17 protein-coding genes are annotated in these 13,182 nt (G+C 36.4%); 9 read left to right on the top strand and 8 right to left on the bottom strand.

What is annotated here, in order from left to right; translation table 11 throughout:
- Nucleotides 1–32 precede the first annotated feature (32 nt).
- From AC4BC7_RS04965 to istB, 3 genes are all read left to right on the top strand, one after another.
- Entirely contained in the window at nt 33–227 is a 195-nt protein-coding gene (locus AC4BC7_RS04965) for a hypothetical protein (protein WP_490504032.1), read from the top strand.
- Between the two features lie 914 nt (nt 228–1,141).
- Nucleotides 1,142–2,569 (top strand): IS21 family transposase, encoded by a 1,428-nt coding sequence (gene istA, locus AC4BC7_RS04960; protein ID WP_093365140.1) that lies wholly within the window; start codon nt 1,142–1,144, stop codon nt 2,567–2,569.
- Nucleotides 2,569–3,297, top strand: coding sequence for an IS21-like element helper ATPase IstB (istB, locus tag AC4BC7_RS04955; protein WP_490502869.1), 729 nt, complete (start codon nt 2,569–2,571; stop codon nt 3,295–3,297). Before istA ends, istB begins: the two co-directional genes overlap by 1 nt.
- 13 nt (nt 3,298–3,310) lie before the next feature.
- On the opposite strand, the gene AC4BC7_RS04950 is transcribed toward istB, so the two are convergent.
- A complete protein-coding gene (locus AC4BC7_RS04950; protein ID WP_490504031.1) occupies nt 3,311–3,763 on the bottom strand; it encodes a hypothetical protein in 453 nt (150 codons plus the stop codon).
- A 102-nt stretch (nt 3,764–3,865) separates the two neighbouring features.
- On the opposite strand from AC4BC7_RS04950, the gene AC4BC7_RS04945 reads away from it, so the two are divergent.
- Nucleotides 3,866–4,006 carry a hypothetical protein gene (locus AC4BC7_RS04945; RefSeq protein ID WP_490504413.1) on the top strand — a complete coding sequence of 47 codons (141 nt, stop codon included), beginning with the start codon at nt 3,866–3,868 and terminating at the stop codon, nt 4,004–4,006.
- 316 nt (nt 4,007–4,322) lie between these two features.
- Here the strand turns inward: AC4BC7_RS04945 and AC4BC7_RS04940 are convergent, their stop codons facing one another.
- From AC4BC7_RS04940 to AC4BC7_RS04925, 4 genes are all read right to left on the bottom strand, one after another.
- Complete coding sequence (locus tag AC4BC7_RS04940; protein WP_490504030.1) at nt 4,323–4,964, bottom strand: hypothetical protein; 642 nt, start codon at nt 4,962–4,964, stop codon at nt 4,323–4,325.
- A gap of 233 nt (nt 4,965–5,197) precedes the next feature.
- Nucleotides 5,198–5,455: a hypothetical protein gene (locus AC4BC7_RS04935; protein WP_490504028.1), complete on the bottom strand. Its 258-nt coding sequence runs from the start codon at nt 5,453–5,455 to the stop codon at nt 5,198–5,200.
- Nucleotides 5,456–5,457: 2 nt separating this feature from the next.
- On the bottom strand, nt 5,458–5,691 hold the full coding sequence (locus tag AC4BC7_RS04930; RefSeq protein WP_490504027.1) for a hypothetical protein: 234 nt from the start codon (nt 5,689–5,691) through the stop codon (nt 5,458–5,460).
- A gap of 12 nt (nt 5,692–5,703) precedes the next feature.
- Nucleotides 5,704–6,024 (bottom strand): hypothetical protein, encoded by a 321-nt coding sequence (locus AC4BC7_RS04925; protein WP_490504026.1) that lies wholly within the window; start codon nt 6,022–6,024, stop codon nt 5,704–5,706.
- A gap of 125 nt (nt 6,025–6,149) precedes the next feature.
- Here AC4BC7_RS04925 and ykzS point away from each other — a divergent pair, with 125 nt between their 5' ends.
- Nucleotides 6,150–6,335 carry a protein YkzS gene (gene ykzS / locus AC4BC7_RS04920; RefSeq protein ID WP_490504025.1) on the top strand — a complete coding sequence of 62 codons (186 nt, stop codon included), beginning with the start codon at nt 6,150–6,152 and terminating at the stop codon, nt 6,333–6,335.
- A 134-nt stretch (nt 6,336–6,469) separates the two neighbouring features.
- Here ykzS and lepA read toward each other — a convergent pair whose 3' ends face one another.
- The gene (gene lepA, locus AC4BC7_RS04915) at nt 6,470–8,302 is read right to left on the bottom strand and encodes a translation elongation factor 4 (protein WP_207940781.1); all 1,833 of its coding nucleotides are present in this window, start codon (nt 8,300–8,302) and stop codon (nt 6,470–6,472) included.
- Between the two features lie 142 nt (nt 8,303–8,444).
- Between lepA and AC4BC7_RS04910 the strand changes: the two genes are divergently transcribed.
- The 4 genes from AC4BC7_RS04910 (at nt 8,445) to AC4BC7_RS04895 (ending at nt 11,872) form a co-directional block, all read left to right on the top strand.
- Nucleotides 8,445–9,659, top strand: coding sequence for a GNAT family N-acetyltransferase (locus tag AC4BC7_RS04910; protein ID WP_207940780.1), 1,215 nt, complete (start codon nt 8,445–8,447; stop codon nt 9,657–9,659).
- A gap of 27 nt (nt 9,660–9,686) precedes the next feature.
- The gene (locus tag AC4BC7_RS04905) at nt 9,687–10,181 is read left to right on the top strand and encodes a nucleoside 2-deoxyribosyltransferase (protein WP_490504024.1); all 495 of its coding nucleotides are present in this window, start codon (nt 9,687–9,689) and stop codon (nt 10,179–10,181) included.
- Nucleotides 10,178–10,846 (top strand): DUF2238 domain-containing protein, encoded by a 669-nt coding sequence (locus tag AC4BC7_RS04900; RefSeq protein ID WP_207940778.1) that lies wholly within the window; start codon nt 10,178–10,180, stop codon nt 10,844–10,846. Before AC4BC7_RS04905 ends, AC4BC7_RS04900 begins: the two co-directional genes overlap by 4 nt.
- Nucleotides 10,847–10,978: 132 nt before the next feature.
- Nucleotides 10,979–11,872, top strand: coding sequence for an SDR family oxidoreductase (locus AC4BC7_RS04895; protein WP_490504023.1), 894 nt, complete (start codon nt 10,979–10,981; stop codon nt 11,870–11,872).
- 38 nt (nt 11,873–11,910) lie between these two features.
- Here AC4BC7_RS04895 and AC4BC7_RS04890 read toward each other — a convergent pair whose 3' ends face one another.
- Together AC4BC7_RS04890 and AC4BC7_RS04885 are read right to left on the bottom strand one after the other, a co-directional pair.
- Nucleotides 11,911–12,141 (bottom strand): hypothetical protein, encoded by a 231-nt coding sequence (locus AC4BC7_RS04890; RefSeq protein ID WP_490504022.1) that lies wholly within the window; start codon nt 12,139–12,141, stop codon nt 11,911–11,913.
- Between the two features lie 67 nt (nt 12,142–12,208).
- Nucleotides 12,209–13,147 carry a magnesium transporter CorA family protein gene (locus AC4BC7_RS04885; RefSeq protein WP_207940775.1) on the bottom strand — a complete coding sequence of 313 codons (939 nt, stop codon included), beginning with the start codon at nt 13,145–13,147 and terminating at the stop codon, nt 12,209–12,211.
- Nucleotides 13,148–13,182 lie beyond the last annotated feature (35 nt).

Genomic DNA, 13,182 nt, shown 5'->3' with positions numbered 1-13,182 from the left:
ATGTTAATTTTTAGTGTAAAGGAGAGTTTATTATGCTTATTTCAGGTACATTATGGATTATATTTTCTTTTCTTTTATTAGTGACAAATCAAATATATAGTGAACTATTTTATCATGCGCCACATCCATTAATAGTCATGCTTGCAGTGCTTGCAGTGCTTGCTTTAATGATTGGTATCTTCTTTTATTATGAATATTATTCTGGAAAAAAGAAGAATGAACTATAACTAAACAAAAATATCTAGAAAATTCAGCGTGTCTTACTAAAACATAAGCTCTTTTCATTATTCTCCTTAACGGATTCGAACCATCGTTGCCAGAATTTGTAGTAGGGGGGATAAAGATTAAAACATCAATGGTTTTGTTGAATGATTAAAAAAACGTTTTGAACTCAAATCTTTAAAGCGCTCAAATAATTAGTGAATCCTTTTTTAATAATGAAAAATCTAATATGCAAAATTTTTGTTTATCTAGATCTATTAACGTTGAAATTGTCAAAAATTCAGATATAGAAATATTTTAAATAGTAAGAAAAGATTCATAAGGGGATTATTATTCTAAAAAATTAACTGAATATACTCCCTATTCTATATTTCTCCCAATTGAAAGAATGGGGAAGAATAAAGAAAAAAGGGTTTAGCAATTTTTCTAAGCCCTTGATATATCTACTGGTTGTTACAAATCGTATAGCAGTCGCGATAGTTATGTCGCAGTAGTTTGATAAAGCACTAAGTAGAGTAAAACGGAGTAATCGCATTATCGGTTACTCCGTTTTTTATTATCTTATTTTTCTTTTCTTAACTAACTGGCTCCCAATATAGCCTCCTGTGAAAATTCCTACAGTTATCCACCATCGAAATTGCATTCCTGTAATCTTCGACAATGTAAAAGAAATTAATAGACCCGCAGCTATTATTAAAATTAACTTTAGTAGTTCTTTTAAAAAATTAGATTTCATTAAAAATTGATTCTCCCATTGTTAGGTACCTTGTGTTTGTGGCAAGATAGACGTACATACAATTGCAGCGCAAAAGTACATAACTCCGCAAGCAGCTTAGGGTAAAATAAAAAGCCATTGCGGGCGTCCTGAAATTCCTCTAAAGTTATAGTTCCGACACTGTAACTGGAGGTAAGAAAGGGAATGCTCGCAATGACCGATATTAATACTATCAGAAATCTACGAAACAATCACGATAAATCTATTCAACACATAGCTGACGAATTGGAAATCAACTGGCGCACCGCAAAAAAGTATGCAGATGAGGATCTTTTACCTGAGCCGAAGGTCCGAAAGAAAACGGGCATGATGTATGTGGAACACTGGGGAGGCATCGTTGCTCTCTGGCTTTCTGAAGATTCTAAGCTCCCGAAGAAGAAGCGTAGGACCGTTGACTTTATGACTAAAGAATTGAAGAACCAGGGGTTCCCCGGTTCGTATCGCACGGTTTGTGATTTCGTTAGGGACTGGAAAGCCACTCACTACGTTGAAGCCAATGAAGATCAAGGCTTTGAGCGTTTGGAACATCCTCCGGCGGAAGCGCAGCTGGATTTTGGCACCATGGAGGTCTGCCATGAAGGAGCCTTTAAGGATATCAAAGCACTCGTGATGTCTTTTCCTTATAGTAACGGCGGATTTGCGGTGGCATTACCAGCGGAGAATCAAGAGTGTCTACTTGAAGGAATGAAGGAGCTATTCCGACAAGTTGGCGGCGTCCCACGAAAAATTCGCATTGATAATATGTCTACGGCAGTAACGCAAGTAAAGTCGAAGACGGAACCAGCAGTGTTAACGGATGGGTTTCTGCAGTTCGCTACGCATTATGGGTTTGAGACACAGGTGTGCAACCCTAGAAGCGGAAATGAAAAAGGCAGCGTAGAAAATAAAGTCGGCTATGTTCGCTACAACTTCTTTCCGGCCACTCCAATCATGAAGGACTTCGCAAGCTTTAATGAGGCATTGGCGGTTCAATTAGCGAAAGACAGGGAACGCGTTCATTATGAGAAACATGTACTTATCAGTGAACTCTGGCTTGAGGAAAAAGCGGATCTTTTGGCATTGCCCGATGTCGCATATCCAGTCTTCAAGGAAATCGAAGTAAAAGCCAATAAGTACAACGAAATCAAGCTGGATGGCGAGCGAATCCATGTTCCTCGCGCCCGGAACCATTCCATCATCTACGGGCTGCTTCGCTTTGACTCCTATCAACTGGTTAGCACGGATGGTGAAATTATCGCTGAAGGCCCCCGGCCCTACATGATGAAGAAACGAGCGATTGACTGGCAAGCAATACTACTCGATTGGCGGCGCAAATTGCGTGCGATGCATTACTCTCGTTACTGGAAATATCTACCCGAACGCATCAAGCTCTATCTCAGCCATCCCGATTGGAAAGAACAGGCAAAGCGTGTAGATCAGCTTCTCGTTTTTCTCGTCACCAACGATATGTTAGGTATTGATCAGAACTTCTACGACCTTATCGGTTCTTCGAAAGAAACGGATGCCTATGATGTGGATTGGAATGACTATGATGCATTTCTCAAGTCATCTAATGGGGAGGCGGCGAGTTGATGGAAACCGATCGTTTAGAAGAGGTTTGTAAGCAGTTGCGGCTCTCTCATATTCCTAGAGTCATTGGAACGGAGGGCTTTGAAACCAAAGAAGATTGGTTGCTATTCCTGTTAGAGAATGAATTGAAGTGCCGGGAAGAACTAAAGACAGCTCGGCTCTTCAAACAGGCCAAATTCCCTGTACGCCGGACTTTAGACAACTACGACTGGCATGATCATATCACGCTGCCAAATCCGACCACAAAGGAAGAGTTAATCAGCCTCTCCTTTATCCGCCAAAAAGAAAACGCCGTTTTCGTGGGTACCCCAGGAACTGGTAAGACGCATTTAGCTTGTGCTCTTGGCCAAATGGCCACGCATGCTGGTGTTGAAACACGCTTCTGGCGAGTCTCTGAATTGGTGGGAGAATTGGAACGTCAATGGAAGAACAACACGTTGGAGACCTTCAAGCACCGCTTTGACAAGGTGAAGTTGGTTATCCTAGATGAGATGGGCTATGTGCCGTTCACTAAGGAAGGTGCCGAGTTGCTCTTCCAGCTGATCAGTGATTGGTATGAAACGAAAAGTATCATCATCACCAGTAATTTGGAGTTCAGCCAATGGAATAAGGTGTTTATCGATACACGTTTGACGGCGGCATTGGTGGACCGCTTAATTCATCACGCACACATTTTAAGCTTCACCGGAGAGAGCTTCCGGCTCAAAAACGCTCTATCAAGACCAAAATAATCAGAGAAAAATTTCAGGCGCAAAGGTGTGTACTTTTTCTTTGCAATATTGTGTAGGAAGGTCTTGCAAAACACACCTTGTCTTGTTGATCCCATTTTTGTGCAATATAAGAAGTTCCTGGTGATAGTAAATTCATTGCGTAGTCAAATGCTACACTATTTAAGAACCAACTACCAAAAAATTTGCCTGCTGCTACTCTAATTGCATTTTTTGCTTCGTGTTTGCCGACTGTTGCTAAAGCAGTCGCTAAGCCACCTGTACCTACACCTAGAGCTACGGCTATAGCAGTATCAATCGCAGCACCCATTTGATTAACAGTAATTCCTTGCCAACTTGACCTTGCAGCTAACATTCCTTTTTCCTGTATTGGTTCAAGGGAATAGTCACCTCTCATTTGTTTATAGATGCCTTCACGCAAATATTCTCTAGATAGTGTAGGATATTTAGACGCTAACTCATTAGTCAAAACTTCAACAGCTTCTTCTGATAATTGCTTTGGACTATAATCGAAATTCGAGATATTTTATCAAAACAAGAAAGAGAATATTTTTTACTGAAACATCCAGCGATGATGTCAAACAAAGAATGCGCGAAAAAGATGGAGATTAAAGAAGGTACAGTTAAATCAATGTCACAACGTATAAGAACTGAAATTGAAAATTATTTTATACAACCTACACAAACGGCATTATTTTATTTTGAAGAATAAAAAAAGAAGTCCAGACTGTAGACAAAGTCCACATTTTGGATGCAATCTACAGTCTGAAAGGAGTAGCCATATTGGTTACTCCTTTTTACATATATCAATTATCAGTTATTTAAGTAATTTTAAACCCAGAGTAAATAGCATAGAAATAAATGTAACAGCGTATAGAGCTTTAGAAATTACATAACCAGAATCTAATGACTCGCCATCAAATATTAATAAACTTGGATTAAAAACCAATGCTATCGCCAATATCATAGATATAACGATACAAATATATCCCCATTTCTTGATAATAGATCACTCCTCAATGAAATTTTTAATAGTTAATTAATGCGTACTCCCCATAAGAAGGTATTTTTACTGTGTAATCATTAGTGAAATCCCATCTTCTGTGCGCATGATTATATACATATCTTTTTCCTTTCTCTACATTATATTTTACACGATATCCCAGATATACGCGTTTATTTTTTCCAACATTTAGAGTATATCCAATTGAGTTTTTAACTGAGCCTGAAACTTTAACATTAATTCCCTGAACTTTCCCTGATACTTCTGCACTAAATGTTGTCGCTTTAGTTGAAGATATTGATCCTCCTTTTTCTCCAGTTTTTAAGTTATCCGAAACTCGTCTATAGCCGGACCATTGTGTTGACGTTGTAACATTGTCTTTTTTATACATAATTGGCATGGCCCCAGAGAAGGTAGTCATAGGGTTGTCTGTTGTCTCGTAAGGTAATGATTGTTGGTTTTCTTCATCATATTCAAAAATAAGTTCGTCATCAGATAAGACTATTATATCTTTTTCATCCACAATATTGTACGCCGACACTTCAGCATTAATATCTGAACTTTCAGTGGCGAAAATAGTCATTGGTATTAAACATAGACCTAAAACACTACTACTTAGTAAAATAGTTCCATAATTTGAAAAATTTCTTTTTATTTTTTTTAACATAATAAATTACCCCCGATTTTTTATTATGTACGCGCATACATTACATTGATAACCATATCATTAATTTATAATTAGCAACCATTTTTGTCCTAAATGTCGTAAATTCATGCCTGAACGTAGTAAATAACTCAAATAATGTTACTTTGCTATAGAAGGATGGTACTTAAAACAGAAATATTCTTTGTTATTTCTTTTAAATAAAATACGATAAAAATAGTAGAAACGACATATCCTTAATTAGGTATGTCGTTTCTATCACTTTTTCTGTGAATGTAAGATAGAGGAACATCTACGATATATCTAGCAGTAAATTGTTTAGTATCTTTGTCAAAGATGATTTCATGTTTTATATCAAAATTAATCTTATTTTCAGTATGATTTATGACGAGCAGTCCATATAAATCCACTGTCAATTTATCTTTATCATCTAGTTTTTCATACTTTTTATCAAACTCATCATCAACTTGACCTCTGAATAAATTGAAACTCATTGCTATACTGCCACCTTTCTTAACGAGATTACACAATATTTTTTTACAATAAATTGGTTTCTATTATTATAGTCACCGGCAACAACTATTTCGCAATCTTCTAAAGCTTCATACATAAAATTGAGACTATTTGTCGCAAGCAAACAATTAACATCGTCAACATTAAATCGCACAAGAGGGGAGATTGATAATTTTAATACTTTTATTTTACTAACAGTACCTTTGATTGTTTGCATAGAGATCACTCCTTATTCAAACTCAATTTCCGATAATTCCGTATCTAACATGTCAAATACTTCTTCAGATTCCATAGATGCTGTCCAAGTTTCGACAGGCTTATAACAATTGACGCTGGGGCAGTTTTTTAAAGTACGTACTTTATCAAAAATATTTCTAGAAACTGTATTCCACATGCTATTGACAGTTCGTTCTATTTTTCTTTCGTCCCAACGTTTGTCTTTGGCACGTTTTTTATTTTTTTCGTTTTGATATTCAGTTGCTTTTACTAAAAATGCTTTGTATCCAGATAGTTTGCTTTCTAACAAATCTTTAAACATAAATATATTCATACAATCACTCCTAAATTGGCTCATGAAATAATTGTACGAACATTTGTTCTCTTTGTAAAGCGAACAAAACTTTAAATTGATGGTATAATAATTTTAAGAATACAGATTTAGAGGTGTTGCATTAAATGGAGCAATATAAAGAACTGATACAAAAATTGGTAGATAGAGAAATAGATGAGGTAAAAATTGAAAGAGAAAACGTCATGTATTTCATCGAAGCTTGGAGAGAAAGAGAAGATAGAAAATATGTTGTTGGCGAAGCGATGCAGGGTGGGAATGTGATTTATCGTTATGATCCAACAGCATTATAAAAAAAGAAGGCTCCTAAATCGGGCCTTCTTTTTTGTTTTTGCCAACATCCGTTTCAATGTTGGCAAAATGTTGGCAAAACTCTTTAAAATAGTAATTATTTACCATTTAAAAACTAGTAAAACGTTGATATAACTTACTTTACATCATCATCCATTTTAAGAACTGCCATGAAGGCGTCCTGTGGAACTTCGACTGAACCGATTTGTTTCATTCGTTTTTTACCTTCTTTTTGTTTCTCAAGTAATTTACGCTTACGAGAAACGTCACCGCCGTAACATTTTGCCAAAACGTTTTTACGTAGGGCTTTAATATCTGAACGAGCAACAATTTTTTGTCCAATAGCTGCTTGGACCGGAACTTCAAACTGTTGGCGAGGGATCAGTTTTTTCAACTTCTCAACGATAGCCTTCCCGCGTTCAAAGGCAAAATCACGATGGACGATGAAGCTTAGAGCATCCACTTTTTCGCTATTTAATAAAATATCCATCTTCACAAGACGACTTGCGCGATAACCTGACATTTCATAATCTAAAGAAGCGTAACCTTTTGTACTTGATTTTAGTTTATCAAAGAAATCAAAAACGATCTCTGATAAAGGAATTTCGTAAATAACATTTACACGATAATCGTCTAAATAATCCATGGTTACAAAATCGCCACGCTTGCGTTGTGCTAATTCCATTACTGCACCTACATAATCATTAGGGACCATAATTTGTGCTTTGACATAGGGTTCTTCAACGCTGTCAATGGTTACTGGTTCTGGAAATTCCGCAGGGTTATCGACAATGACGGTAGAGCCATCTGTTTTATTCACATGATAAATTACCGAAGGAGCAGTTGTGATTAATTCTAAGTTGAATTCACGTTCTAAACGTTCTTGGATAACATCCATATGCAATAATCCTAAAAATCCGCAGCGGAAACCAAAGCCTAACGCTTGAGATGTCTCTGGTTCGAATTGTAATGCGGCATCATTTAATTGTAGTTTTTCTAAAGCTTCACGTAAATCATTGTAACGAGAAGTATCGATAGGGTAAAGACCACAATAAACCATAGGATTCATTTGACGATAGCCTTCAAGGGCTTCTGTTGCTGGATTATTAGCTAAAGTAATTGTGTCACCTACACGTGTGTCTTGGACCGTTTTAATTGCTGCTGTAACATAACCAACATCACCGACCATTAAATAATCACGTTGAATGGCTTTTGGTGAGAAAACACCAACTTCAGTTACATCAAATGTTTTACCATTGCTCATCATTTTAATTTTATCACCTGGACGAATGACACCATCCATCACACGAATGTTCAAAACAACTCCACGGTAAGCATCGTAAACCGAATCAAAGATTAATGCTTTTAGCGGTGCTTCCAAATCGCCTTGTGGTTGGGGAACATATTCAACAATTTGTTCTAAAATATCTTCTATACCAATGCCTGCTTTTGCACTAGCTAAGACTGCTTCACTAGCATCGATACCGATAACATCTTCAATTTCTTTACGGACACGTTCTGGATCAGCAGCCGGTAAATCAATTTTGTTAATAACAGGTAAGATTTCTAAATCGTTATCTAAAGCTAAATAAACATTTGCTAGGGTTTGTGCTTCAATTCCTTGTGCGGCATCAACGACTAAGACAGCTCCTTCACAGGCAGCTAAACTTCTTGATACTTCATAGGTGAAATCGACGTGTCCTGGCGTATCAATTAAGTGAAAAATATACGTTTCACCATCTTTGGAAGTGAAGTTTAACTCAACAGCATTCAACTTAATTGTAATTCCACGTTCTCTTTCTAAATCCATGGAATCAAGGAGTTGCGCTTGCATTTCGCGTGAACTTACAGTATTCGTTTTTTCTAAAATACGGTCAGCTAAAGTCGATTTTCCGTGGTCAATATGTGCGATAATGGAAAAATTACGAATCTTTTTTTGACGCTTTTTCATTTCTTCTAAATTATGCATGGATAAATTCCTCATTTCTTATAGTCAGCTTTTATATTATACCAACGAAAGTAATAGATTTAAAGAGTTTTGTTATACCTTAAACAGACAAAATTTCTTTGAGTTTGTTATACTATAAAAAACAAGAGATGGAGTTGGAATTATGGATAAACCTTTCAATCATAATTTACGGATTCGCCCTGTCGAAGAAAAAGACGTGGCGCAATTTAATGAATTACTGAGTTATGTCTTTCAAGTGACAAAATCAGACATTGAAGAAAGTGGCTTTGAAAATAAACGAGAAATGATTAAATCGAAAAAACCAATCTTGGAGTTGTCAAAGGTATTTGGATGGTTTAATAACGAGCAATTAGTTTCGCAAATAGCGATTTACCCTTGTGAAGTAAATATTCATGGGACGCTTTATAAAATGGGAGGCGTGACCGGTGTGGGGACCTATCCTGAGTATGCTGGTCATGGATTGATGAATGAATTAATTCGGGTATCCTTAGAGAATATGCGTGCAAATCAACAATGGATTTCCTATTTATATCCGTATAGCATTCCTTATTATCGTCGTAAAGGATGGGAAATCATGTCAGATAAATTGACGTTTAAAATCCGAGACACGCAATTGCCTAAAACAGTGGATGTACCTGGCATGGTAGAACGTCAAGAAGTCGATCACGAAGATGTTTATAAAGTATACAATCAATTTGCGAAAGAAAATCATGGTGCCTTACAACGGACAAAATTTAATTGGGAAGAATATTGGCGTTATGAGAATGAAGAACAGCGCACAGCAGCGATTTATTATGGTGTAGATGGTGAACCTAAAGGTGTTTTGTTCTATTGGATTGCCGAGGAAGTCTTTCACATTAAAGAAATGTTTTATTTGAATCAAGAAGCTCGGAATGGTTTATGGAATTTTATCACGGCGCATTTTTCAATGGTTTATTGGATTCAAGGGAACATCTATAAAAATGAGCCTCTAGCTTTCTTATTAGAAGACGGTCAAATCCGTGAGACGATTGAACCTTATTTTATGGCAAGAATTGTTGATGTTGAAGAATTTCTAAAGGTGTTTCCTTTCAAACCTTTCAGAAAAAACTTCCATTTTGTGGTCAGCGATCCGTTAGCTCAATGGAATAATGGTATCTTTGGTTTAATATGGGAAAACGAACAGTTGCAGGTAGTCAGAGAAGCTGTGGGAGAGCCGGTTTATCTCGATATTCAAACATTGACTTGCTTATTAATGAATTACCGTCGCGCTGCTTACTTGGCTCGCATTGAACGGATTGAGACGGATAAAGAAACGTTACGAACGTTAGAACGCATCATCCCTGATATGGCGGCGTATTTCAGTGATGATTTTTAAAAAAATGACAATTTTGGAGGAAAAATGATGAATATTTATTTTGCAGCACCAATGTTTGCGAAAAGTGATTTAGTCTATAATGCGTATTTAGTAAAAACAATTCGAGACAGCTATCCTGAAGTTGCTATCTATTTGCCTCAAGAAAATGAAGCAATTAATGATAAAACAGCTTATGCAGATAGTAAAATGATTGCCTTAGCGGATACCGAAAAAGTTTTAGAGAGTCAGTTGATGATTGCTTTATTAGATGGTATTACAATTGATGCGGGAGTGGCTTCAGAGATTGGAGTTGCCTATGCAAAAAATATTCCTATTTTAGGATTGTACACAGACACTCGACAACAGGGCGGTGAACATCCTAAAAAATTAGCTGCGTTACAAACAGCAGGAGAAAATCAGTTTCATTACTTAAATTTATATACTGTAGGATTGATTAAACTAAATGGTGAAATTTATTCGACTGAAGAAGCACTGTTAAAAGGTTTGGCTGCATATATAGAAAATAGTGAGGTATCCAAATGACATTTGAAACTAAATTAAGACGAGGATTGTTAGTTGTTGGTTTGCTTACGTTGGCATTTAATATTGGCGAGTTGGTTTTAGGTATTGTTCCACCGCTAGCTGCCTTAATTACTATTATGGAATGTCTCATGGGAATTGGATTAATTTACGGTCCGCAGTTTTTAAAAAGATTTTTCAAAATAGTTTTTCCACCATCAATTGTTTATTTTTACTGGTTCTTTTTATTAATTTCAGTCTTTGTGGGAACTTGTTTGCATATGATGGATATTGTTCCATTTTGGGATAAAATTTTGCATATGACTAGCCCAATGATTTTGACAGCAGTTGGTTATGGAATCGTCTGCACATTATTAGGTAGTCTGGATAATGAAGTGAGTGATATTTCACCATGGGTTTTCTTATTATTTGGTTTTTCATTTGCTGGTGTATGTGGCATTTTTTGGGAATTCTGGGAATGGTCATGGGACGCAGTGGGGAATATGAATTTACAACGTTACATGACAATTGATGGCGTGGAATTTGTCGGACGTGCTGCTTTGTCTGATACGATGGGTGATTTGTTAATCAATACGATTGGCGCAGTGATTATGGGCGTATTCTCTTGGAATCAGTATCGTAAAAATGCAAAATATTTTGAAGGGTATCAAATTCAGATTCTAAAATAAGAAGAATGGCCAGTCTTTTAAAAGACTGGTTATTTTGTCTACTGTGGATTAAAAAGTGAACATGACAATTAATGGGCAGTTAAAACTTTTTTCGTTACAATAGAAGTAGTATTGAAAAGGAGGAGACACGGTATGACAGAACCAGTTTTAAAAGACCCAAGAAAGATGTACCATTCAGGAAAGTTTTCGAAACAGGATCAAGACACTCCAGCCTTAGAAGAAGACATGGTTATTCAACCTGATTGTGGAGAAAAAAGTTACCAGGGAAATAATCGGTTAGAAAATCGGCGAGTATTAATTACAGGAGCAGATTCCGGTATTGGACGAGCTGTTGCGATTGCATTTGCGAGAGAAGGTGCCGACATTGCACTTCATTTTTTACCTGGAGAAGAAAAAGATGCAAATGAAGTTGCTAAATACGTCAAAGAAGCAGGAAGAAAAGTCGTTTTACTGCCCTATGATTTACGTGACGAACAAGCACCGCATGAAATTGTCAAGCAGGCAGTGAAAGAATTAGGTGGTTTAGACACGTTGGTTTTAAATGCTGCGCAACAATTTGCTCGCAAATCAATTAGTGAATTGGCTATTCAACAAGTTAGAGATACTTTTACAGTCAACATTATTTCGATGTTTGCTTTAGTAAAAGAAGCAGAACCACATTTGCCTGCAGGAGGAGCAATTATTACGACGACTTCGGTGCAAGCGACTGATCCGAGTGATAACTTATTAGACTATGCTGCAACTAAAGCTTCTATCAGCAATTTTACAGTTAATTTAGCAACCCAATTTGCTAAAAAAGGAATTCGAGTTAATGGTGTTGCCCCTGGCCCAATTTGGACGCCATTGCAATTAGATGAAGGTCAGCTCCCAGGTGCACTACCTGAGTTTGGACAGGATTCTTTATTAGAGCGTGCGGGCCAACCAGTAGAATTAGCTCCAGTATATGTCTTTTTAGCCTCAAATGAAGCTAGTTATGTAACAGCTCAAATCTATGGTGTAACTGGTGGAACTGCGATAAATTTATAAAAATAATAAACGAAGGTCTGACGAGTCAGACCTTCGTTTTATTTTGGTGTTTGATTATTGTGTAACCGTTGTTCTGCCATCGCAAGTTTTACAATGGGATCTTCTTCAATTGGAACTTTGTCCAAATGTTCATCGACTTCCTCTTCTTCGGATACTTGAGGTTCTTCATCCAAGTTATATTCTTTTTCAAGTTCATCGATTTTTTCAAAAGGATTATGTTCTTTACGTTCTTCTGCTAGTTTTTTTAATTTATCTTCAGGGTTCGTCATAGTAAATTCCTCCTTTTCTTTCATCATAACAAAATAGTAGATGGATGACAAAAGAAAGGGTTTTCGTTTATTTGAAATAGTTCTTATTTTTCAAGTAAATACCAGTAAAAATAGTTAGAATAACGGTTAAGAGCATGACAATTCCAAAACCTAAAGAAGATTTCTCCCAAGGTAAACCGCCTGTATTCATTCCCCAAATACCAGCGATAACAGTAGGAATCGTCAAGACTAAAGCTGCTGATTCTAAATATTTCATCAAATGATTTAAGTTGTTATCAATCATACTGGCAAAAAGACTGCCGATTGTATTGATTAAATCATGATAAATTTCGACTAACTTTAATGCTTGTTTTTGCCGTAGCTTGACATCGTGAATTAAAGCTGGATCATTTACTTTTTCAAGTAATTTTTCATCTTTCCAAAGCTTATCTAACATTTGATTTTGATCAGCAAGTGTATGATCGATAAAAATAATTGCGCGATCAACATCAGCTAATTGGAATAAGCGCTTACTATCGGTTGTTTGCCGGGCAGCAGTGTCTAATTCATCAATTTCTGTTTTTAATTCTTTTAGACCAGCAATAAAATGACGATAACTTACTAAAAGAGAGGTGAGAAGGACTTGCTCAAACGAATAAAAGGAACGATTATCTTTCAGTAAATGTTGAATAAACAGACTATTCTTGCCAATATAAGTAATCAATAAGTCATCTGATAGAATAAAAGAAATTGGCTCAATCCGTTCTTCGATATTTTGTTGTTTGGAAGAAAGGTTTAATAATACAACTGAAACAGGATTGGTTAACTTGGTATCTTTCAAATGTTCAATACGAGAGACTTCACCAGAATCATCCGCACCAATAAAAATATCGTCTGGTAATGAAAAATCTGTTAAAAGTTTTTCAACGGTTTCTTGTTCTTTTTGGTCAAGAATCAACCAATTATGATTATCGAGCGTTCCTTTTTGTAAACCTTGTTCTTTATCAATTGTATAATAGGCTAACATCCACTCACCTCATTTAGTTTTTGTTACTGTAAGCA

Source organism: Enterococcus sp. AMC1623 (assembly GCF_058216495.1).
Note: the sequence above shows the minus strand (reverse complement) of the source record. Positions and strands in the feature narration are given on the sequence as shown.